At 56.6% G+C, this 22382-nt stretch carries 21 protein-coding genes and 2 pseudogenes; 8 read left to right on the top strand and 15 right to left on the bottom strand.

What is annotated here, in order from left to right; all coding sequences use genetic code 11:
• Nucleotides 1-426 (bottom strand): 3-hydroxyacyl-CoA dehydrogenase NAD-binding domain-containing protein (locus ACILQA_RS02950; protein ID WP_395628341.1); only part of this gene is annotated, 426 nt, incomplete at its 3' end.
• 754 nt (nt 427-1180) lie between these two features.
• On the opposite strand from ACILQA_RS02950, the pseudogene ACILQA_RS02945 reads away from it, so the two are divergent.
• A pseudogene (locus ACILQA_RS02945) lies at nt 1181-1675 on the top strand (leucine--tRNA ligase); the annotation flags it as partial.
• Between the two features lie 69 nt (nt 1676-1744).
• Entirely contained in the window at nt 1745-1891 is a 147-nt protein-coding gene (locus ACILQA_RS02940; protein WP_395628342.1) for a hypothetical protein, read from the top strand.
• A gap of 106 nt (nt 1892-1997) precedes the next feature.
• On the opposite strand, the pseudogene ACILQA_RS02935 reads toward ACILQA_RS02940, so the two are convergent.
• Together ACILQA_RS02935 and ACILQA_RS02930 are read right to left on the bottom strand one after the other, a co-directional pair.
• Nucleotides 1998-2678, bottom strand: a pseudogene (locus ACILQA_RS02935) (hypothetical protein); the annotation flags it as partial.
• A gap of 287 nt (nt 2679-2965) precedes the next feature.
• Nucleotides 2966-3751, bottom strand: coding sequence for a class I mannose-6-phosphate isomerase (locus ACILQA_RS02930; RefSeq protein ID WP_395628340.1), 786 nt, complete (start codon nt 3749-3751; stop codon nt 2966-2968).
• 208 nt (nt 3752-3959) lie between these two features.
• Here ACILQA_RS02930 and ACILQA_RS02925 point away from each other — a divergent pair, with 208 nt between their 5' ends.
• Nucleotides 3960-4991: a mannose-1-phosphate guanylyltransferase/mannose-6-phosphate isomerase gene (locus tag ACILQA_RS02925; RefSeq protein ID WP_395628339.1), complete on the top strand. Its 1032-nt coding sequence runs from the start codon at nt 3960-3962 to the stop codon at nt 4989-4991.
• A gap of 50 nt (nt 4992-5041) precedes the next feature.
• On the opposite strand, the gene ACILQA_RS02920 is transcribed toward ACILQA_RS02925, so the two are convergent.
• The 6 genes from ACILQA_RS02920 to ACILQA_RS02895 all read right to left on the bottom strand — a co-directional run bounded on the left by ACILQA_RS02920 (nt 5042) and on the right by ACILQA_RS02895 (nt 11064).
• The gene (locus ACILQA_RS02920) at nt 5042-5191 is read right to left on the bottom strand and encodes a hypothetical protein (protein WP_395628338.1); all 150 of its coding nucleotides are present in this window, start codon (nt 5189-5191) and stop codon (nt 5042-5044) included.
• 3 nt (nt 5192-5194) lie between these two features.
• Nucleotides 5195-6361, bottom strand: a complete 1167-nt coding sequence (locus ACILQA_RS02915; protein WP_395628337.1) for a hypothetical protein — start codon at nt 6359-6361, stop codon at nt 5195-5197.
• A 55-nt stretch (nt 6362-6416) separates the two neighbouring features.
• A complete protein-coding gene (locus tag ACILQA_RS02910) occupies nt 6417-8621 on the bottom strand; it encodes a GumC family protein (RefSeq protein WP_395628336.1) in 2205 nt (734 codons plus the stop codon).
• A gap of 20 nt (nt 8622-8641) precedes the next feature.
• The gene (locus ACILQA_RS02905) at nt 8642-9364 is read right to left on the bottom strand and encodes a polysaccharide biosynthesis/export family protein (protein ID WP_395628335.1); all 723 of its coding nucleotides are present in this window, start codon (nt 9362-9364) and stop codon (nt 8642-8644) included.
• An 8-nt stretch (nt 9365-9372) separates the two neighbouring features.
• Nucleotides 9373-10734: an O-antigen ligase family protein gene (locus ACILQA_RS02900; protein ID WP_395628334.1), complete on the bottom strand. Its 1362-nt coding sequence runs from the start codon at nt 10732-10734 to the stop codon at nt 9373-9375.
• Between the two features lie 99 nt (nt 10735-10833).
• On the bottom strand, nt 10834-11064 hold the full coding sequence (locus tag ACILQA_RS02895) for a hypothetical protein (protein WP_395628333.1): 231 nt from the start codon (nt 11062-11064) through the stop codon (nt 10834-10836).
• A 444-nt stretch (nt 11065-11508) separates the two neighbouring features.
• Between ACILQA_RS02895 and ACILQA_RS02890 the strand changes: the two genes are divergently transcribed.
• Nucleotides 11509-12480: a M48 family metalloprotease gene (locus tag ACILQA_RS02890; protein ID WP_395628332.1), complete on the top strand. Its 972-nt coding sequence runs from the start codon at nt 11509-11511 to the stop codon at nt 12478-12480.
• 51 nt (nt 12481-12531) lie between these two features.
• Here ACILQA_RS02890 and ACILQA_RS02885 read toward each other — a convergent pair whose 3' ends face one another.
• Entirely contained in the window at nt 12532-13290 is a 759-nt protein-coding gene (locus ACILQA_RS02885; protein ID WP_395628331.1) for a metallophosphoesterase family protein, read from the bottom strand.
• A 214-nt stretch (nt 13291-13504) separates the two neighbouring features.
• Between ACILQA_RS02885 and ACILQA_RS02880 the strand changes: the two genes are divergently transcribed.
• Both ACILQA_RS02880 and ACILQA_RS02875 read left to right on the top strand, forming a co-directional pair.
• On the top strand, nt 13505-14872 hold the full coding sequence (locus tag ACILQA_RS02880; protein ID WP_395628330.1) for a cytochrome P450: 1368 nt from the start codon (nt 13505-13507) through the stop codon (nt 14870-14872).
• A 75-nt stretch (nt 14873-14947) separates the two neighbouring features.
• Complete coding sequence (locus ACILQA_RS02875; RefSeq protein ID WP_395628329.1) at nt 14948-15742, top strand: hypothetical protein; 795 nt, start codon at nt 14948-14950, stop codon at nt 15740-15742.
• 3 nt (nt 15743-15745) lie between these two features.
• On the opposite strand, the gene ACILQA_RS02870 is transcribed toward ACILQA_RS02875, so the two are convergent.
• Together ACILQA_RS02870 and ACILQA_RS02865 are read right to left on the bottom strand one after the other, a co-directional pair.
• Nucleotides 15746-16180, bottom strand: a complete 435-nt coding sequence (locus tag ACILQA_RS02870) for a DUF2442 domain-containing protein (RefSeq protein WP_395628328.1) — start codon at nt 16178-16180, stop codon at nt 15746-15748.
• Complete coding sequence (locus tag ACILQA_RS02865; protein ID WP_315477679.1) at nt 16177-16410, bottom strand: DUF4160 domain-containing protein; 234 nt, start codon at nt 16408-16410, stop codon at nt 16177-16179. Before ACILQA_RS02865 ends, ACILQA_RS02870 begins: the two co-directional genes overlap by 4 nt.
• An 87-nt stretch (nt 16411-16497) precedes the next feature.
• Here ACILQA_RS02865 and ACILQA_RS02860 point away from each other — a divergent pair, with 87 nt between their 5' ends.
• Nucleotides 16498-16668 carry a hypothetical protein gene (locus ACILQA_RS02860; RefSeq protein ID WP_395628327.1) on the top strand — a complete coding sequence of 57 codons (171 nt, stop codon included), beginning with the start codon at nt 16498-16500 and terminating at the stop codon, nt 16666-16668.
• A 94-nt stretch (nt 16669-16762) separates the two neighbouring features.
• A complete protein-coding gene (locus ACILQA_RS02855; protein WP_395628326.1) occupies nt 16763-17101 on the top strand; it encodes a helix-turn-helix domain-containing protein in 339 nt (112 codons plus the stop codon).
• Nucleotides 17102-17153: 52 nt separating this feature from the next.
• Here ACILQA_RS02855 and ACILQA_RS02850 read toward each other — a convergent pair whose 3' ends face one another.
• From ACILQA_RS02850 to ACILQA_RS02840, 3 genes are all read right to left on the bottom strand, one after another.
• The gene (locus tag ACILQA_RS02850) at nt 17154-18986 is read right to left on the bottom strand and encodes a DUF885 domain-containing protein (RefSeq protein ID WP_395628325.1); all 1833 of its coding nucleotides are present in this window, start codon (nt 18984-18986) and stop codon (nt 17154-17156) included.
• Between the two features lie 118 nt (nt 18987-19104).
• Entirely contained in the window at nt 19105-21810 is a 2706-nt protein-coding gene (gene ppc, locus ACILQA_RS02845; protein WP_395628324.1) for a phosphoenolpyruvate carboxylase, read from the bottom strand.
• A 47-nt stretch (nt 21811-21857) separates the two neighbouring features.
• Entirely contained in the window at nt 21858-22364 is a 507-nt protein-coding gene (locus tag ACILQA_RS02840; protein ID WP_395628323.1) for a hypothetical protein, read from the bottom strand.
• Nucleotides 22365-22382 lie beyond the last annotated feature (18 nt).

Below are 22382 nucleotides of genomic sequence, written 5' to 3'. Positions count from 1 at the left end.
CAAATTAGGGTTGGTTTCGCGGATGATCCGTTCGACCTCGTCACCGGTTCCAACTGGAACAGTCGATTTTGTAACAACAACCGTGCGCGGGTCGATTGCGCGCGCCAATTCCTCGGCAGCGGCATAGACATAGCTTAAGTCCGCATGGCCATCACCACGGCGCGACGGCGTGCCCACGGCGATGAAAACCGCATCGCACCCTTTGACCGCCTCTGTAACATCTGTGGAAAAGCTTAACCGGCCTGCATCGACATTGGTTTTGACAAGCGCGTCAAGGCCAGGCTCGTAAATCGGCATGATATTCGCCTGTAGGCGGGCAATCTTGGACTCATCCTTGTCCACACAGACAACGTCATGGCCAAAATCAGCAAAGCACGCGCCAGACACAAGGCCGACATAGCCAGAACCGATCATAGCAATTTTCATTAAAAGGTAGCTCCTTACCAAGCCAGGCACAACAAGCAGCCAGCTAAACTTTGATACCACTCATTGCAAGTCTTGACAGCGGACCCAAAATAGATTTGCTGAACTGAAATCGCTTAATGTCATAATGTGATCCACGCATCGACCCGCTCTTCGAGCACATCAAGCGGCACTACGCCAGCTTTCGCCTCCGTGTCGTGAAAGTCGTAGCCTGACCGGTGTAGGCGATATAGCGTTCAATTGCCTTCACGATCCAGGTCGGCACTTGGGCATGTCACAACTTTGAGGCTTCGAAGCAACATTTCCTGCCGCGCGGCGCTCACTGAACCAAGGGACTGAGCCGCCGCTGCGCGGCGACACAATCCATCGACAATAGTTACAAGAACCCAGACACGTAATCCCATCTAAAGCGCCATTCGTGCCATCTTGTTTCAAAAGCGCGGATTTGAATGAGAAATTTCGCCCGATGGAAATCCCCAATCCAGACCAAATGTTCGGAAACTGATGCTACCTCATAAGTTTCCTTCATTTGTAATCAGGGTCTGGCCATTGATAAGAGGGCAGATCGATAAGGCGATTAGGGTTTACAGAAGAGCAGATTATCCGCGCACTGCCGGAGGCCTTGGCTGTTGCGAAGACGGTCGACCGCGCACGGCGGATTGGCGCATCGGGGCGCCGCTTTAGAGCTGGAAGTAAAGTATGGCGAGCTGGGATTATCCGAGGCAAAGCGCTTTCAGGCATTGGCGGATGAGAGCCGGCAGCCGATATTGAAACCGCGGAAAAGCGGGGCTTTAACACTGGTCTAACCGTCGAACATCCGCTGGATGCCAGCTGGCATTTGCCGGTCTATGTCGCCAATTTTGTGCTGATGGACTATGGCACGGGCGCCGTCTTTGGCTGCCCCGCGCATGACCAGCGCGACCTTGATTTTGCCCGCAAATATGATTTGCCCGTTACCCGCGTCGTTGCCGATGGCGATGTGACTGATAGCGTCTTTGCTGGCAATATTGCCTTCACTGGCCCCGGCACGATTGTGAATTCCCATTGGATGAATGGCATGACGATTGATCAGGCCAAGGCCGATGTCATTGCACGCGCGCAGGTCGAAGGCTGGGGCATAGGCCAGACGCAATATCGCCTGCGCGACTGGGGCGTTTCGCGTCAGCGTTATTGGGGCACGCCCATTCCGATCATCCATTGTCAGAGCTGTGGTGCGGTACCCGTGCCCGATGACCAATTGCCGGTAAAGTTGACCTCCCCATTATATGCCCAATCAAAATGGTGAGCAAGTAAAGAGCAAAGCCAAACAGCAGCACAACTAATGGATCCGTTAACTGAAGCCTTGAAAAAACAATTGGGCAAGCAACAAGAGCGTAATAAATCTTTCTCCCATACGTCCAACCAACTGAGCGATCTAGATAGTGGTGAAGGTGGTTATGATCAGCAGAAAATGGATGTCGGCCTTTGACCATGCGAAAGACAAATAACCGAGCCATATCTAGCCCGGGAACCATAAACATTATAACCACGTCAATGGTATGGAGACCTATATTCGATCGGTGAATCCATATTGTCGCCAGCCCTACAAAGGCACCAATTCCATATGTGCCCGCGTCACCAAGGAAAATCCTGCCGCCGAGGTTGGCGCCCAGAGCGACAAACAGTCCAATGGCCAGAGAAACAATGCCGAACGTTAAGGGGTGCCACCCGTAAGATAATAGTGCCATTAGCCATATGATAGTCACCCCACCGACTAGACCATTTCGTCCGTCAGCCATATTAACCGAGTTCTGAAAGGCCAGCAGACAAAAAACCGAAAAGGGTATCGCGAGCAAGCCTAATTCAATCTTGAAGCCAAGACCCTGAAGGTCGAGTGCAGAGACAACAAAATCTGGACTAATCGAAATGGCCACTCCAAAAATGCCTGAGGAGATAATCAATCTAAGTTGGGCAGAAATGTGACGCCGGTCGTCAAGAAACCCCACGATCAGTGAAGACAGGGTAGCAAATGCGAGCGCTAAGTAAGACGCCGCGTGCTTCGAGGAAATGTCCTCTTGGGAGAACTGCAGCAGTAGAATAGCAATCGCCGGCGGAAGTGCCACAAGGCCGCCGACAAGCGGGGTCGGCGCCGCATGGGACTTATGCTCTTGGGCTCCTGGATGATCAACGATACCCAAGCGCACTGCGATCTGTTTACAAAAAACAACAACCAATGCGGAGTATAAGAGCCCTAGGCTGAGCGTTAAATTTATCATTATTTCGTCACTCAGCATCTGGTTCAACCACTACCTTGAATAATATTAAGAAATATCGAAAAATATTTGATTTCTTGGACAAAACTGGCTAGGTTTCATTAAGAAGATTTCTGATAATCTAGTCCCTCCAGAATTCAATTCGTTTTTGAAAGCGTTAAGTCATTTATTTGTACCATTACGCTCAACTGCCCTTCAAACCCGAGGACACTGTCGGCTTTCGGCTGGTATTCAGTCACCGGACCGCGCAGCAAGCGGAAAAGCACGCGTACTCATACGTTCTACACTTTCTAGAAGGCAACCAGGGCCGTTGCGTCGCTTGAAAAAGCGATCTTTGCTTTATCGGATGCGACTATGCACTCGCCCTTTCCCGCGCCTCCTCCATCTGTTTGGACTTGCCCTGACAGCGGAATAATCCAGACATTCCCTGAATGCGGGAACGCCGGCACGTCGCCCATGTCACGGACATGCCAAAGTTGAAAATATGGGCCATCCACTAACTGTGTTCCTAGGCTAGCCTGCCCGGACCGAGCGTCCGCATATGGTGTCGCAGACGATACCGCCACACCGTCGTCCAGATGCAGTTCCCGATCGCGGCCGTAATCATATAGGCGATAGGTGATGTCCGCATATTGCTGAACTTCGACAAGACTTATTCCGGCCCCGATGGCGTGGACGGTGCCGGCGGGAATGTAAAAATAGTCTCCCGCAGACACTTTCTTCCAGTCTATCAGTCCTTCAATCTCACCTGAAAGCGACGCCGCGTAAAGTTCTTCGCCGCTGAGCGGGCGCTTCGTCCCAATTCCAATTACCGCGCCGGGCTCAGCGTCAACAACGTACCAACACTCTTCTTTGCCAGAGGGCATGCCGCGTTCCTGTGCCTGCGCGTCGTCAGGGTGAACCTGGATGGAGAGCCTCTCGGACGTGAAAAGCCATTTCACCAAAATCGGCAAAGGTGTTTCGGTGTCGGCGCTATACCATATCTCGCCAACACGGCGGCCACTCATGTTGCCGAATTCCGCCGAAATGTCCGTTCGACCCCACGGCTTGTCAACCAGATGCTTTTTTAACTTCATGCCACGATCAATAGCAGGTCAAACCCACTGGTACACTGCAAAAATTGCATGGGGTTGTTTACTCAATTAAGTAAATCTCGGTCGTAACGGCATTGCTACTCTGCATTTTCGAAAATCCGGAATTTTTATAGTTTTTTCTGGGTTTGGCAGCTAACGCCAGATCAGAAATGACTGTTCCCCATTATCACGCCCAAAATCCGGAGACTTTGTGACTATAACTCCTGTAATATTATCGGGTGGCGGCGGTACGCGGCTTTGGCCGCTATCGACGCCGCAAACGCCGAAGCAGTTTTTGGCGCTTACCGATGCGCGTACAATGTTCCAGTTGACCGTATTGCGGGTCATGGACCGTGAACGCTTCACCGCACCCATTATCGTCGCAAATGCCGCGCATGCGGGAATTGTCAGTGAACAATTGGCCGAAATCGGCGTCACTGATGCGATCATCTTGCTTGAGCCCTGCGCCCGCAATACGGCGCCCGCGATTGCGCTGGCCGCACTCGCCGTAAGTGCGCCGCAATCGGTGATGCTGGTGATGCCAAGCGACCATGTCATCGCAGACGAAGCTGCTTTTCACGGAGCAACCGAGGCACTTTTACCTGTAGTGCTGGATGGTTGGCTCGCCACTTATGGGATCAACCCCACTGGCCCCGAGACAGGCTATGGCTATATCCAAATGGGGTCCTCCGTTGGCGCCGGCGTTCAGGCCGTGCAGCGCTTTGTGGAGAAGCCTGACACCGCCCGCGCCGCGGCCATGATTGAGGCCGGTGACCATGTGTGGAATGGCGGCATATTCCTTTTCCGTGCGGACAGTTATTTGGACGCCGTAAAGCAGTTTGCACCTTCGATGGACACAGCGGTTCGTGACGCTATGTCGCGGGCCCAGCGCAACGGCAATCACATAAATCCCGACGAGGCCAGCTTCGCCGCATGCCCCGCAGACAGCATCGATTATGCGATTATGGAAAAGGCGGCGAAGGTCGCCGTCGCTCCAGTGAGCATGGGTTGGTCAGACGTCGGCAGCTGGGATGCGTTGCACGATATCGGGAACAAGGACGCCGATGGAAATGTTACGTCCGGCACTGTTCGGGTGGATAGCAGTCACGGTAACCTTATTCACGCCGACGGTATCCGCGTGTCGGTGCATGGCGTGGACGACTTGCTCATTGTTGCGAACGGCAATGAAGTGATGATCCTGCCCCGTGGCACGAGCCAGAAGGTCAGAGATTTCGCAGGCTAAGTGTAATTCATTACCACTCAGCCAACTGCCCGCTAACAGATGGAACGCCTTCAGGCTGCGTAAAACAAATCAATAATGAAAGCGTCAGTGTGCTGTTTTGAGGCGTGGATTGTTGCGCTTGCCTTCAACGGTTCGGGCTTTCCGGTTCCCTTGAAGGGGTTCATGCGGCACTGCTCGGCGAACGAATTCAGTCGGTCCAAAATTCAATTCGATTCTGCCAGCATTAAGTCAGTTATCTTCACCATGGAGCTCAACTGCCCTTCGGACCCGAGGGCACTCAATTCAACTCTCACCAGATTACAGTTTTCTGGCACCTCGACCGACAGCTGCGCTAATTTTGAGTTCGCAGTCGCTGGCACAAAGCGATCGACAATAAGCTGACGCCCATTTTGAACTGAACAGTAAACACTCCAGCGAAGTGATGCGCTCGGAGAGCCTGGTTCATAAAGAGATCGATGCCCCAGCACATATGTCGAGGATGGAGTTACGGGCACATCCCGCGACGCAATCAGGCCCCGCGCTGTCGGCGCCACAGTCACATCGATTGTGCCATCGCCATCGACGCTGGCCGAGATATCGTCTGACTGGCCTAAGGTCCAAGACAGCGGCTGCCACTTCGGATCAATGTTAGCGCCACTCGGAGCGAAGGCGCGAAATGCGCCTACGTCAACATTGGGTGCGACAAGAGAAAATAGTTTCCACGCATCGCCAGCCAAGCCTGATTGAAGCATCCGATAGATGATGCGCGCATTACTGACGGCATATTCATCACCTCTAAGCCTTGACGCTATAGGTTCCACTAGGCCCCGATATTGGTCAACTTCAACGCGCTGTGACGCTAGATCCAAAAAAGGCCCGCTCCAACCCCACCTCATCTCTGGGTTCAAATAGGGTCGTATTGCCGCCCTGACTTCGGGATAGGCAAGCGCCGACACAAGCACTGGAAGAAGCGTCGCCTGCATTGCGGGATGCACAGACAGCAAGGCATTGTAGTGACTGACGGCTCCTTTCACGTCGTCCGCCCCACTTTTCTGTTCAATCATCCACAGCTGGCTAAAGGCATCGCGGCGAGAGACAGTATCGGCAGAAGCCATGACGGCATTTGCCAATCCGGATTGACCAATAGAAGCCGCCCTCAGCCCATAAAAAGACAAGAGAGTGGCATTTAGTGGGCGGCTCACGAACGATGCCTGCGCTGCATTGGTGTCTCTAATTGAGATTATAAACTGCGGATTTTTTGTCAGTTCAGCGGCGAAGGCATTTACGGCAGCTAGGCCGTCCGTCGGATCAGCTGAATAGGCCGCTTTTGGGTCAGCTTTCAGCAAATAGGACTGAGCGGAATTCTGGCTGGAATAGGCTGCACCGGCCAACAGGAGGGCGATACCTACAAGGCGGCCCGCTCTAGACAGAAGCCCAGACCCCATTTTAGCCGCGCGCCTCATCTTCTTCGCCGTAACGCTGGCCGTAGCCGTAGCCGTAGCCGTAGCCGTAGCCGTAGCCGTAGCCCTTCGCGTCTCCGCCAACCTTTGTGAGGACGATGCCGAAGATGTGTCCATTCACTTGGCGAATGCGTTGGATCGACGCCTTGACGCCGCGCACAGCGGCACCGCCAGCCTGAACTACGTATACTACGCCTTCCACCGACTTAGAAATAAGCGGCGCGTCCGTCATGCCCAAAACCGGAGGACTATCGATGACGATGTGGTCGAATTGACCGAGGCCCTCTTTCACAAATTGAGCGAGCCTGTCGCCACTCAAAAGTTCAGCGGCGCTTGGCGGGACCGGCCCCGCCGCAATGATGCTCACATTCTTGAGGCTTGTCTCCTGCACAATGTGGGACCAGTCATTCTCGCCCGCCAGATAGTTGCTGAAGCCGACTTCGTTCGATCTGTCGACCATCGAGTGGATCGACGGCGATCGCAGGTCGGCGTCGACCAAGAGCACGCGCCTCCCAGTCCGGCCAATGATCTGCGCGAGCGCCAGAGCCGTAGACGACTTGCCTTCCCCCGGCCGCGTACTCAAAACTGCAAACGACTTCGGCAGGCCGTGGTTGGTCGCAAATGCTAGGCTTGAGCGGATAGAGAAGTAGGCGTCGAAGAGGTGTGACTTCGGGTCTCGCAATTCCTCGTACAGATTTCCGTCCGCGACCGTGGGTGTCATCCCCAGGAGTGGAACGCCCAGAAGCGGCTCCACCTGCGACGGCTCACGGATGCCCTCGTCTATTTGCTCAAGGGCAAAGACAGTCGCCGCAGCCAGGCCGATGCCGAGGAGCAAGGCGATCGCTAAATTGATCGGCATCTTCGGCGACGACGGCCTGTCGGGAACAATTGCCGGTTCAACAATAGCAATGTTGTTTACGCCAACCGAGCCCGCAACGCCAATTTCCTTGTAGCGCTGCAAGAGGGCGTCATAGAGTTGACGGTTCGTGTCAGCCTCTCGCTGGTAGATGTTATACTGAATATTTGCCCTGTTTTGCCGGTCCATGTCGCCCTTCAGCTGGTCGACTTTTGCCTTGAGTTCGCTTTCGCGCTTCTGGGCCTCTCGATACTCACGCGTGCGCGCCGCGCCAATGCGCGCCGTTTCGCGCGCAATGGCCGCGTCAATAACGCGAATTTGCTCGGCAAATTGCTTGACGGCAGGGAACTCCGGCTCAAACTGGACACTCAGCTTTGCATATTCGGCAGCGGCGGATGCGCGCTGTTGACGCAGGCCGGCAAGCGTTGCGCTTGAAGTCGCCTCGGCAGTCGTGTCGCCGCCACCGCCAGCCCTTGCCTGCGCCTCAATACGTGCGGCTGTTGCCGTGTTGAGCGCCTGCGACAATTGCTCGAGGCTTGCGCCAACGAGGGTTCGGTTACCGAGTGTCCGCCCGTCGCCGTCGCGTATCTGATCTAGGTTAACGATATCCGCATTTGAGCCATAGAGAATGACGGCACGCTCACTCTGGCCTACCTTCTCCTGAAGAGACGCCAGACGCTCCTCCAAAAATTTACGGGCATCCGCAGTCGAGGCAAACTGGCGGTCCATGCTGAGCGCAATAAAGGACGAGGCCCACTTATTCGCGATGGCTGCAGACAGTTCTGGGCTTCTGCTGGTGTAGGACGCGTCGACGAGCTTGGATGTACGAATAGGCGAAATCGCAATATTCTGTAGGAGCAATCCGACAACCCGCCGCTTGTGCTCCTCTCTCAATTGCGCGTCCGACTTACCCGGCACCTTTTTCGTCATCATGTCCGCGTCGAGGCCGTGCGCCTCCAAGAAGGCGGCGCTCTTGTAGAGGCCAAGCTCGGAGGCGACCCGCTCAGCGAGGGGCCGCGTCTTTAGCAGGGCATATTGCGTTGCGTAAAACTCCAAATCCTGAGAGCTCGTCTCGGCATCCAAGCCCTCAACTTTGGTGACCTGCTTTTGCTGGCGGTCGATTTGTACCTGCACCTTGGCCGTATAGAGCGGCGCCATCAGAAGCGTCGCGACAACGCCAATCACCAATGTGGCAGCAATAATGCCCGTCATCAGCCAACGCCAACGCAGCGCCGTGTGCCAATATTGCAGCAGGATCGGCGGAAGCAGTCCCCGCGAATTTTGGACAGCCGGCTGCTCAATCATGTTGGCTGGCGCGTTTACGACTTCGTTCATGTGGAAACCCAATTCAAATATTAATTTTTGTTGGTGAGCACGTAGATAAACGGCGCCAGCAGTGGCGATGCGCCTAAGAAATCTTTCCAGATTTTGCGGCCCTGGGAATCTCCCACCATCACTATGTCACTCGCGTAAATTTCAGGGTCGGGGTAAGTCCCCTTTTGAATTGCTTTGACATTGTAGAGGGCGGCGTAATCTTTGCCGCCAACGGTCCGGAAGACCGCGACTGAACCCCGAGACGAAATGTCGGTCCAGCCCTCGGCCGATGCGATGGCGGTCATGAGCGTCATCTTGCCGACGATCGGATATACGCCAGGCTTCTTCACCTCTCCGCCAATGGTGACCGTCTGGCTCACGATTTCCTTGAGATTGACGCTGATTTGGGGGTTTTTAATGAAGCGGCCGCGGAACAAGTCTTGCAGGGCGATACTCACCTCGCCCGGCGTCTTGCCCGCGACTTCGACTGTCCCGACAAGGGGGAAGGTTATGCGGCCGCTGGCGTCAACTTGCACTTCCTTGTCGCTCAATTCCGCGCTGCCGAAGACGTCGATCGTCAGCTTGTCAAATGGCCCCACGCGATAGGGGCGCTCAGAAGCTTGCAAGTCAGCCAAGCTCGGCGCCGGCAATTCATCTGCACTGACCCTTTGGAGACCCTCACGCTGCTCGCCGTCCTCAGCGGAGGCGCAGACGGGAAGTGCAAGGAGAGCGAGGCCAATACCGAGAGATTTTAAGATCTGCATGCCGAACCTTATTGATGATCAGACTTATGAAATACACTTTGGGATGCCGACGCCCAAATGGCCGCCAAGACAAAGACCGCCGACAAAATAGGCGTGCGGACCGGATAGTCAGATATACTTGCAATTGCGAGAAGAATTATCACTAAAATGCCCAGGCGTTTAAATAAAGCGGCGTCACCCGAGGCGCGCAGACCCCGCCAGAACGCCACGCCGAGAAAGACCAATGCCAAGAGCAGAAGTGCCGCGCCGGGGATGCCGGCCGTGAACAAGATTTCCAGCACCTCATTGTGCGCGTGATTAGAAAAAGTAGGCCGCAGCAAGCTATCCGGCTCTAAGACCTGATAAGCCTCAACATAACTCCCCACGCCCGTCCCCCAGGGGAGATAGTGCGGCAGCATTTCTACGATGCTCTGCCATACGGGCCAGCGCAAATCTTCCGTCTGGTCTTCGAGACGCATAAATGCGACGTCGCGCGACGCCCAAACCGTGGCCCACACCAGTGCCCCGACACTCGCAAATGCCGCCGAGTAGCGCACCCAAGGCTTAATCGCGACCCGCTTTAAGGGGAGGAGACCAAAGGCAAATACCAAGACAAGCGACGTTCCCGCCACCAATAACCCGGTCCGCGATCCTGTAATCAGCACGAGCGGCACAGCGACGAGGCACATGGAGGCGCCCGCGAACACCTCAATTTTGCGCGGCAATCCCATCGCAACACCGGCACTGACCGCCACCGCCGCCATCGGGAAAATGAGCCCCAGAAGCGCCGCCTGATGGTTTCGGTTCACAAACAGACCCGCAACGTCTTGCATTGCCTGCCGCGAATAGAGGACAATATCCGCGCCCGTCGCCTGCAATAGCCCGACAACGGCACTCGTGAATGAGAGCAGCAAGACAACGCCCAAAGCGCGCCTCTGCTGTAAGCCATCAAATTGAGAGGCCAAAACCAGCACCCCAAATGGAACCGACAGCGACAACAATGCATTCAGCGTCGTCTCTGGTGACATCGACAGGGGCCGAGATATTTGGCCGAGGCCGACGGCCTTGTCGATATCTACAATGACCTGCCGCCCAGGCAAGTTGCTCCACACATCGTAGGGAAGCGGCACCAAATGTGACGCGGTGAGCAACGTGGCCAGGCCAAATATGAGCCAGACAGCCCAAAACTGGCGAATATGTTCAAGCTTGAGAGACCATAGGCCAATCGCCGCCACGACCAAGGCCAGCGGGCGCAGGAGGATGAGATGTGGCTCGTCGGACCAACTACTGCCGCCTGCGAAGAAGACGGCCAGCATGAACACCGAAAACAATATAAAGGGAATGTCTAGGGAGCGCCTTGCCCGAGAGTCTTTTGTATCAGACATCTGCATAACCCAATTTTAGAACGCCTAACGGGCGAGGACAGTAATAAAGTGATAAAAAAAGGGGCGAAAAACGCCCCTTTTTTCGTGTCAGTGGTTAGACTGAAATTATTTGCTGTCGCTACCGCCAGTAGCAACAACAACGCCAGCCACAGCTGCGATAGCAGCGAGGATGAGAACGGGTGTCGAAACAGCCTTGGACTTTCCAGGCTTCGCAGCAGCGCGGACAGGCTTAACTGAAGCCGACTTTACCGAGAGCGATTCAGAAGCTGTGGCAGCAGAGGCAACCGACGGAACCATCAGAGCTACCGCAGCAAGCGCAGAAACGATTTTTTTCATACAAACTCCAGTCGGAACAGGTTTTTTACTTTTCGTTAACCCTAATAGACATGATTCGACACCAATGTCAACCGACATGGGAATTTTTGAGAATTTTTATGCACATATTATCCTCCCATTCTCAATGGGCCTTTATATTCGGCTCAAACTAAATTAGGGACGCTTTTAGCGAATGGTGAAAGATTTTTGACGCATCTCGGCGTGCCCGAACCTAATGAATTGGAAACAAGACTTGGACTTCGAATACGACAAGCGGGGATTTTTGCGGATCCTGGACAGCCTGTACGGCCGAATTTTCCGCTGCCCACGCGGCAAGCACAAACGCAGCAGCAGCCGCATTCGCAAGTCTGGCGACCAATATACGTCGCGCTGTCGTAGCTGTCGCAGGCCGATGGTGCGCCTCTCCAAGCGCAACTGGGTCCTCGACGACCGACGCGGCTAGCTATGCGGCTCTGGGCGCTTTGCATCCTCGTCGCACTCTCGGCGCCTGCAGCCAGTGTAAACAGCCACGCTAAAGTTAGCGACGACACGCAGGCCAGCCTGCTGGCACTTCAAAGAGACGACCAACGCGTCGCAGACATCGCCTGGCGCATCGCCTCACGCAATGCGGACAGCTGCGCCAAGCTTTGGGCGTCAATCGGCGTCAGCCTACAACATGTCAGCCAATATGCGCCCGCCTATCGCGCCGCGGCCCAGGCAGCATTCGTGTTAGACGACAGTTACCCGTCAATCCTAGCCGTCGCCGAGGGATCGCCGGCATCTGCCGCAGGCCTGAAGCCAAACGACACCCTTCGGGCAGTCAATGGCGTAGACCTTGCCGACAAAAGTTGGGGTAAGAAAAGCGCCGCAAGTTATGACGCGGTGGCGGCCGCCATGGCGGCGCTGGAGGCCCTACCCGAACAAAGGGCATCGGTGCTGTCAATTGAGCGCGGCAGCCAGAGGCTCGAGGTTAGTGTGACACCCCAAAATGTGTGCCGCTCCCGCGTGGAGCTGGCCCCCGGCAACACACTCAACGCAAATGCAAATGGCCTTGTCGCACAAATTTCCGGGCGCCTCGTCAACTGGGTCGAGAGCGACGACGAACTCGCACTCGTCATCGCGCATGAGATGGCACACAATCTTCTGGGTCACCCAAAGAGGCTCAATGAAAAATCCGCACTTTCGGGCCTCGCGACGAGCCTCGGCCTCGCGGGCAAGGCCCAGCGCCAAATGGAGCTGGACGCAGACCACGTGGGAATAATGATGGTCGCGCGTGCCGGCTATAACTACAAAATCGCTCCAGACTTTTGGGCAAGGCTATACGCCAATGCCCCGCTCGCCTCATTTCTGGCGACTACACACCCCACCACCCCAACGCGCCGCAAGAATGCGCAGAGGGTTGTGGACGAGTTGAATGCGAAAGACCTTCATCGTTAAATGGCCAATGAACATTGCATGGTCCGCCAATGCGGCGCGACCCTGCCCGCCTCACTGCACCTCTAAAAACCACCTCTCGGCGCCCTCTAAGCCGATGGCCGTCAGGCGACCTGAAGCGTAGGCGCCTGTGTCGATGCCGACGCGTCCTGGACGCACGTCGGGCGCGTCGGTGATCGTGTGGCCGTGGACGACGCACATCCGGTCTTGCGACACGTGGCTCAGAAACGGTTCGCGTATCCAGCGCAAGTCGGCGGGCGCCTGGCTGTCGAGGTCGACGCCGGGCCGAATGCCGGCGTGCACGAATATATAGTCGCCGATCACGATCATGTCCTCAAAGCCGCGCATGAAGTCGAGGTCTTCCAACGGGATGCAGGCCACCATCGCTGCCTGCAACTCCTCGACTGTCATCTCCAAATATTCGTCGCGCGTGATGCCGTAGGAGAGGATGGTCTCCTTTCCCCCGAAGCGGATGAATTGGCGCAGGACGCCTTCATCTTCGAACGACTTCAGGAACATTTCCTCGTGGTTGCCGAAGAGAATGCGCACGGCCCGCCTCTGGCTCCAGCCGCGCGCGGCGTCGATCACGCCGCGGCTGCCGGGGCCGCGATCCACCAAGTCACCCAGCAAAATGACGGTCGTCTCAGACGGCCCACGCGCGCGGTCGTCGGCTTCAATCGCGGAGATGAGCTTTCCAAAGAGGTCGGCGCAGCCGTGAATGTCGCCAACCGCATACACGCGCCGCCCGTCAGGTACGCGGGTCGCCAAGGGCTTCGGCGTGGGCGAGAGTAATTTCTGGAAGAAGTTTCGCATAGATTGCCGCCGATATAGGCGCATTTGCGTATCGGACAAGACGTGCGAGCGCCGACTGCATTGGCCCTGCGTTACAATGCTCATGAAATCACTATTTTATTACGCATGAATACAACTGCGCGGCGCCCCCTACTCCGCACCCACGTCCCACTTGCACCGTACTGACATCCATGGCAGTAAACATTAACCGCGCAATTAAACAGGAATGAAGCCCATGGCCCTTGCCCACAGCGAAGCTGCGAACCCGCATTGGGTGCCGCGCAAAAAGATTGATGAGCTTGCGCATATTCCTGGCGAAAATGGCCTGCCTATTGTTGGCACGACATTCCGCGTGCTGCGCGATCCGCCTGCTTATGGCGCACATATGGTCAAAACCTATGGCAAGGTGTTCCGCACCAACGCCTTTGGCAATCCGACGATTTCTTTGGTTGGTGCCGAGGCGAATGAATTGATGCTGTTCGACCGGGAAAAGCTTTTCTCGTCTGAGCAAGGCTGGGGCCCAGTGCTTAATCTGCTCTTCCCCCGCGGCCTGATGCTGATGGATTTTGACCATCACCGCATGGACCGTCGCGCACTTGGCATCGCCTTCAAGCCAGGCCCGATGCGTGCCTACACCCAAGACATGAACCGCATTTTTGCCGAACAGTTAAAGAACTGGCGCGGTGACATGCTGTTCTATCCTGCGATCAAGCAACTCACGCTTGATGTTGCGGCGAGCAGCTTCTTAGGGATCCCGCTGGGGCCAGAGGCCGACAAGATTAACAAGGCCTTCGTCGATATGGTGCAAGCCTCGGTCGCGCCGATCCGTGCACCTATTCCCTTTACCTCGATGGGCAAAGGCGTTGCCGGTCGCAAATATCTCATCGACTATTTCGGACCGCAAATTGCCGAACGCCGCCGCAATGAAAACCGGCAGGATATGTTCAGCCAGTTTTGCCGGTCAAAGCGCGAAGACGGCGAATATATGTCGGACGGCGAATTGATCGACCATATGAACTTTCTGATGATGGCGGCACATGACACCATCACGTCGTCGGTCACGTCGATGATTTGGTATCTCGCCAAGCACCCCGAGTGGCAGCAAAAACTACGCGAGGAGTGCCTCGCCATCGCGCCAGCCGGTGCAGACATCGCCTTTGCCGATCTCGATAAGTTCGAGCTCACCGAATATGCGTTTAAAGAAGCGCTGCGGATGATTTCGCCGGTGCCGTCGATCCCGCGCCGCGCGCTCAAAGACTTCGAATTTATGGGCTATCACATTCCGAAGGGCACGTCGGTCAGCATCAGCCCGTCTTATGTGCACATGATGCCCGAATATTGGGAAAACCCCGAAACATTCGACCCCATGCGCTTTACGCCCGATAAGGTGAAGGCGCGGCATAAATATGCGTGGGTGCCCTTTGGCGGCGGCGCGCACATGTGCCTCGGTCTGCATTTCGCCTATATGCAGATGAAGCTGTTCACGCATCACCTGCTGACCTCGGTTCGCGTCGAGATTGCAGATGGTTACGCACCTGATTGGCAGGCTTGGCCAATCCCCAAGCCAAAGGATGGATTGAAGGTCCGCTTCGTTCCGCTGTAGTCTGCGGCACGCCACGCACCGCTAAATTGGTGCGTTGCAAGCTCTGCCTGATACCGTAAAGGTCGCCGTGCGCGCATGGCTTATTCAGAACAGACAGATTGGACCACTGAACCGCGGTGGGATTTGGTCCAGCGACGGGGCCTTGGTGTGGTTATCGCGCTCTTGCTCGAAGCGATCATCATTCTCGCGATACTCAGCCTCAGCATGCGGTCGGGTGGGCCAGCGGCGGGGACGCGCGGTCTGAATACATTTTCGTTGGAGGCTGAGGCGGACGCGGCATCGTCGGCAGAAAAGAATGAAACCAAGACGTCGGTGACCAAAGAGCAACAACAGACCATCACGCCGCCACTCCCGATACCATTATTACCGCCGGTAAATCCGGTGAAGGCCCCGCCGCCCAGCCCTGAATTTATCAAAGTGAGCAAGTCTGAATTGGACGCCATGGACCTGTCTAAATTTCCGGCCAGCGGCGGCAGCGGAACCGGTGAGGGCAAAGGACAGGGCGCCAACGGCACGATGGGCCCGGGCCTCGGGCCCGGCGGCGTGCAGCTTTACCCCGTGGCGTGGCTACGCGAACCCTATGACAGCGAACTCACCCCCTATCTCGCTGCGATCAAGCGGATCCCCCCCGGCGCATCGGCCGACATCGCCTGCCGCATGGCGGCACATAACCGCGTCGAAAACTGCCAGATTATCGGGGAAACCCCGCGCGGAACCGGCCTCGCCAAAGCGCTTCGTCTCGCCGCGTGGCAGTTCCTCGTCAAACCCCCGCGCATCGACAACAAGCCGCAACTGGGCGTCTGGGTGCGGATACATTTTGGTTTTGGGGTGAGGGAGGTAGTGGCAGCAGGGGCACCTGCCAGCGAGTAGAAATCAGGCAGCCCGCCGCCCATCATAACCGATGGTCGCAAGCATGACCGTTTTGGAGATGGGCTGCTCCCCCGACAGATAATAGGCAATCGTCCGGCGCGAAAGGCCAAGCGCCGCTGCCGCTGCATCGATCGTAAAACCGTGGTTCTCAACCCACGCACGGAAAGCAGCAGGATCCATAATGCGGCCAGCCTGCTCATCGGCCCAGCGGCGCAACTGCGGTGCGCCGAAGTCAATGCCGCATGGCCATTCGAGCGACCAGCCGTCTTGCGACACGGTAACAGCGGCAAATTCATCCGCCTGGACCAAGGGCCGTAAGGCGGTGCGCGAAGCGATTATCGGTGCCAGATCAATGGCCGTCATCTCATTGTCATCCCAAGCAACCGAAATAACCAAAGCCGAAACGGGCGTGACACCCGTAATTTTGCCGATGCTCATACTCCGTCTCCGCTAAACTCTTCCCATTTCGCCATCAGCATGTCGCGGTTCGCCGCCGCCCAGTCGAGCGCCTCGCGTATGTCGAGCTTACCTGACATATTCATGACCTCCAGCGTATCAATCCGAACCTGCGCCGCGCCTTCGCGTGCCAGCACATGAAAATGCGGCGGATGATGGTCCCCGAAAAACATCGCAATTTCGCAATTTGAAAAGCGGATAAGTCGAGGCATGGGTGGAATGATAGTGCAATTTTTGCACTATCACAAGGGTCATGTTCTTTGATGGCGTTCGTCGGTTAAGGTGGAAGATTTCGCTGTTTGACATATGCAGTTGAATGCACTGTTTTTGCCAAGGCATTACCCATCGCCGCGTGGCAATTTCTGGTCACGCGCCCGCGCATCGACAACAAGCCGCAATTGGGCGTTTGGGTGCGCATCCATTTTGATTTTGGGGTGCGGGCTGTGGAGGCGGTTGAGCCCGCCGAATAGAGACATACGGCCCCGAATATGCTCTTGATGGCATATAACTTTGACTGCATATACCGATGGCATGGAACATTGCTCAAAAGGAAGAAGTAAAAATATGACCCGCCAATTGGACGACTTTCTGAAGACCTTCACCCCCGCCGAGCAGGCTAAAATCCAGACGCGTGCGCGGGCGCTGATTGAAGACGAACTGACGCTACGCGCGTTACGTCAGGCGCACGACCTGACGCAAGAACGCATGGCTGAATTGTTAGGCGTGAAGCAGGAAAACATCTCCCGCATGGAACGCCGCGCCGACTTGCTGCTGTCCACAATGTCAAGCTACATCGAGGCGATGGGCGGCAAGCTGAAGCTGGTGGCGGAATTCCCGGAGCGTAGCCCGGTCGTGATCAAAAATTTGTCCGACATTGCCTTGGATGAAAGGCGCGTAGGTTAGATTGAAGGTCAGTGGGGGTATTCCAACGAAGATGGGAAACCCCCCAACACCATCACTTCCGCGACAATACCCAAGCATCGACTTGTTCTTCAAGCACATCCAACGGAACGGGGCCTGACTTCAACACCGTGTCGTGGAACCCGCGAATGTCGAATTTCTTCCCAAGCGCCTTTTGTGCCTTGCCGCGCAGTTCGCTGATTTTCAGGCGGCCGACCATATATGCCGTCGCCTGACCGGGGTAGATGATATAGCGTTCGATGGCTTTCACGATGCCGCCAGGGGCGTCTGCCGAGTTATCCTCGACATATTTGATCGCCTGCTCGCGCGTCCAGCGTTTGTGGTGCAGACCGCTGTCGACGACGAGCCGAATGGCGCGGTGCAGTTCCAATTGCAGCCGGCCGAAATCACGCGCCGGATCCGTGTAGAGCCCCATATCCTTGGCGAGCTTTTCCGAATAGAGGCCCCAGCCTTCAGAATAAGCCGTCACCCCGCCAAATTGGCGGAAGGCAGGCACGTCTTTTAATTCCGTCTGTATCGCCAGCTGCAAGTGGTGGCCGGGGGCGCCTTCGTGGTAAAACAATGCCTCAACCTCGGTCAGTGGCATGTCGGCCATTTTATAGAGGTTAGCGTAATAGGTGCCGGGGCGCGAGCCATCGGGTGCGGGGCGCTGGTAAAACGCTTTTCCTGCCGATTTCTCCCGGAATGCTTCCACTGGCTTCACAACCAACGGCGCCTTGGGCAATATTCCGAACCATTTGGGGAGCAACGGCGTGACGACGTCCTGCGCCTTTTGCGTTTCGGACAAATAAAGCGCGCGGCCTTCTTCAGTTTCAGGTGCGTAGAATTTGGGCTCCGTCCGCATATATTTGAAGAAAGCCTGAAGGTCGCCCTTCACGCCCATCTTCTTTTGAACGACGCCCATTTCCTTATGGATGCGCGCAACCTGCGCAAGACCGAGATTGTGAATCTGGTCAGGTGTCATATTGGTCGTGGTGTAGTTCGCCAAACGCTCGGCATAATAGCCCGCGCCATCGGGGAAGCGCCAGACGCCGTCGTCAGTGCCGGCGACTTTCTCCTGCGCCGTCATTTCGGCGATCAAAGCCTCATACGCTGGCTTTACAGCGCCGGTGAGCGCCTGCGCCGCGTCCGCAATCAAGATATCCTTTTCGATCTGCGTGATCTTCAGCTTGCCGACCTTCGCCTTGAAATCGGCAAATAATGGCGCGTCAGGACCGCCATCAAAGGGCGCGCCGGTGATGACGTTGCGCGAATCGGCAATGACATAAGGATAGACCCATTTGGGTGGCATGATGCCCTTTGCGGCGCGCGTTTTGGCTTGGCCTACAGCCTCCGTCATTGCGGGGCCAATACCGTAGAGCCGGTTCACATAAGCGCGCGCGTCGGACTTGGTATCGATGCGGTGGATGTTGATGAGAAAGGCAGGGATCTGGCTCTGCGCGCCGTTCATCTGATCGAAGATATAGCCATAGTCGTTATATTTATACGCGCCCTCGCTGCGCGCTGCGCGCTTTTCAAACAGGCGGTAGGAGAGTTGGTTTTCAGGCGACAGCTTGGCGGGGTCAAAGCGCGCGCGCATTTCTTTCAACGCCGAACGTTCGGCTTCATAATTGCGGGCTTCGGCTGCTTCGGAACCGTCGTCCCATTTCCCATAGTCGCTGTCCTTGATGCCGCGATAGGATTTGCCGAGCGGCGAGCGCGCAAGCTGTTGCGCATCATATTCATCGAAAAACGCCATTATCGCGGCGTTCTGGTCAACCTCGGCGGAGGCAACGGGTGCCGCAGCTGCAGTCTGCGCAATGGCCGGCGTGGCCATATAGACCAGCGCCACAGCAACGGCAGAAAGGGCGGTTTGGGTTATGCGCATCGAAACTCTCCTGATTTATCTATGGCAACGTCATATCAGGCAGATGCGGCAGGGGAAGCGGTGATTTTACAGCTTGTCGAACGGGCAATGGTTTTGGTCGAAGCGATCTACCGGTTGCCTAGCCGCTATTGCGCAACGCCGTCGCTATCGCGTTAATCGTCAACTGAATGCCCTCACCAATCCGTTCGTCCGCTTCACCGGCGCGGTGGCGTTTCATGAGCTCGATTTGAAGCAGGTTAAGCGGCTCAATATAGGGCAAGCGCAGGCGGATGGAATTGTTCAGCGCCGGGTTGGCCTCGAGCAAGTGGCTTTGGCATGTAGCATCCAGAAGGCTGTCGCGTGACGCGTGCCAGCCACCCTTGATGCGGCCAAACAGATCTTGCGCAAGCGCCTGATCCTCGACCAAGCCAGCATAATGCGCGGCAATGCCCATGTCGGACTTGGCCAAGACCATTTCCATATTGGCGAGAATGGTCTGGAAATATGACCACTCGCCCGCCATCGCGCGCAGCAGGCCTTTGTCCGCAAAACCGCCCAATGCCTGTCCGGTGCCATACCAGCCGGGCAGCATGACGCGCGCCTGCGCCCATGAGAACACCCAGGGGATGGCGCGCAAATCTTCAATGGCGTCGGATGCGGTGCGACTTGAGGGCCGCGATCCAATTTTGAGCGTCGCGATCTCGTTGATCGGCGTCATCTGACGGAAAAATGTGCGGAAGCCGGCGGTGTCGTACACCAAGCCGCGATAGTGATGGAAGGCACTGGCGGAGAGTTCAGCCATAGCCGCCTTGAAACGGGCTACATCCGCGCCGGCAATCGGGTCGCTCGACAGCGTGGCGAGCATTGTCGCCGACGCTATGGTTTCCAGGCTGGTGACGGCATTGTCGACCGTGCCATATTTTGCGGCAATGACCTCGCCCTGTTCGGTAATGCGGATGCGGCCCTGAACCGTGCCCTGCGGCTGCGCGAGGATCGCGCCGAAGGCTGAACCGCCGCCCCTGCCCACCGCGCCGCCGCGCCCGTGGAACAGCTGCATCGCGACGCCCGCGTCGGCAAACACGTTCGCCAAGGCGCTTGATGCCTCATATAATTCCCACGTGGATGTCAGGTAGCCGCCGTCTTTGTTCGAATCGGAATAGCCGATCATCACTTCCTGATGCCCGCGCGCCTTGGCCAGCGCCTGCATCATGGGAATTTGGAAAAAGGCGCGCATCGTTTCGGGCGCAGCCTGAAGATCGGCAATGGTTTCAAACAAGGGCACGGACATGATGGTGGCGCTTGGGGTTCCATCGTCATCAATGCGATACAGCCCCGCCTGTTTCAGCATGACATAGACTTCGAGCATGTCGGAGACGCTTGTCGTCTTGCTGATATTGTAGGTCGTGATGGCGGCGTCACCGAAATCAGCCTGCGCCTTGGCTGCCGCGCGGACGATGGCGAGTTCCTTTGCCGTCTCCGCGCTATAATGCGTCCACTCGCCCGCCAGCGGACGATTGTGCGACAGTTCGGCGACCAGAAGTTCGACCCGTGCACCTTCATCCAGCGCAAGATAATCCGGCGTCACGCGGGCAACGCGAAACAGTTCGGCGACCACACGTTCGTGCACGTCGCTGTTCTGGCGCAAATCCAGCGTCGCCAGATGGAAGCCAAATATCTCCACCGAGCGGATGAGCCGCGCCAATGCGCCCCCGCTCGACAGCGCGCCATCGCCGTCGCTGGCGAGGCCCGACGCGACAGTGACAAGGTCCCGGCGCAGTTCGTCTGGGTCGTCATAGGGCTGCCCTGACAGGCTGGAAGGGCGCGGCGGTTGATCGCCCACCAGTTTGATATGTGTCGCCGCCAGACGCGCGTAGATACCCGACAGCGCCCGCCTATAGGGCTCGTCTGCGCGGCTTGGGGCAGTGTCGCCGCTTTTCTCGGCCAATGCCTGCACAGGCTCGGGCGTGTCGCTCATCAGCGATGAGATCGAAATTTCCGCGCCAAGTTTATGGATCAGCTCAAGATAATGCCGAATGGCCGTGCCGCCGTTACGCGCGGTTGCGTAACGCAAGGTGTCGGCATCGACGAAGGGATTACCGTCACGGTCGCCGCCAATCCAGGTGCCAAGACGCACAAAACCCGGCGGACGACCGCCAAGCGCCTTTTCCCAACCGGCATAAAGCTTTGGCAGCGCGGTCAGAAAGACATCCTGCATCGTCGCGCGGGCATTTTCGATCTCGTCCGCTACAAATAGCTTTTCACGGCGCAGTGGCCGCGTTTGCCACAGAAGCGCAATCTGACGGTAGATGGCTGCGTCTAGGTCATCGCCGTCTTCAGTCAACGTCTGCCCATGATCGCGCAGCTCCATCAACTTTGCGATCCGGTTTTTATGGTCGATGATGCTCTTGCGGCGCACTTCGGTGGGATGTGCCGTCAGCACGGGCACGATCAGGCTGTGGCCAAGCATCTCACGAATGTCGGTTAGGGCGACGCCCTCTGCCATAAGCCGCGTGCATGCTTCGGCGACCGTCGCGCCGTCCTCATGCGCAAGGCCCTGCCGATCCTCCGCCAGATTGGCCAGAAGCGAGAACAGCATGAACCCACGAACGAAGCTCAGCGTGTCATCAAGGCTGAGCGCACCAAGGCCGCTGTCGCTAGCCTCGGCTCCTTCAACTTTGCGAAAACGATCAACGCTCGTCGAACGTATATATTCGGTCTGCCGGAATAATTTTTCCCCGCCATAAGCGCGAATGACGTCCCCCAGCATCTTGCCGAGAAACCGGATATCCGGATTTTGCGAAATGGCTTGCGTGTGTTGACCGTCCATCGCCCAAGTTGTGCACATGGACCGCGCATAGGCAAGCAAATGCGCCTATGCTGGGCAGGGAATAGCTATTCCCCGATCAGGCGGGAAAGTCGGCGGATTTCATCATTTTGCGCAGAGACATCGTCAACCACCGGCTTTTGCGCGTCGGTCAGCAGTGCCGCCAGCCCCGAATCACCCGCATTGGCATCCGCAATCAAACCATCGAAGGTGCGAACTGCCGCGACCGAATCATCACGGATTTTATCGAGCCGCGACAATATAACATGCGCATTGACCCAGCCTTCACTGCCGGGGGCGCTTCCCGCTGCACGTGCGGCCACGACGCGGACAGCATCAAGGCGTTCCAGATAGGCCGCGTGCGCTAGCTGGTGCCGCGCAAGCAACGCATCGACCTGCGCCTCGAGCTCCACGGGCATGGAAACCGGCGCTGCTGGCGGTGTTATGGGCGCGGTTATCGCGTCATTGCTCTCGTACGCGCGCCGTTCAAGCGAGGGAAACTGCCCGTCGATACTGCCGCATGATGCGAGCAGAATGAGGGGCATCAGGCGAAGCATTGGCTTGATAATCGACATATGGGGTGTCTAAACCTG

This window comes from Sphingorhabdus sp., assembly GCF_044239005.1.
Taxonomy (GTDB): domain Bacteria; phylum Pseudomonadota; class Alphaproteobacteria; order Sphingomonadales; family Sphingomonadaceae; genus Sphingorhabdus_B.
The sequence above is the reverse complement of the archived record's forward strand: the minus strand, read 5'-3'. Positions and strand labels throughout refer to the sequence as shown.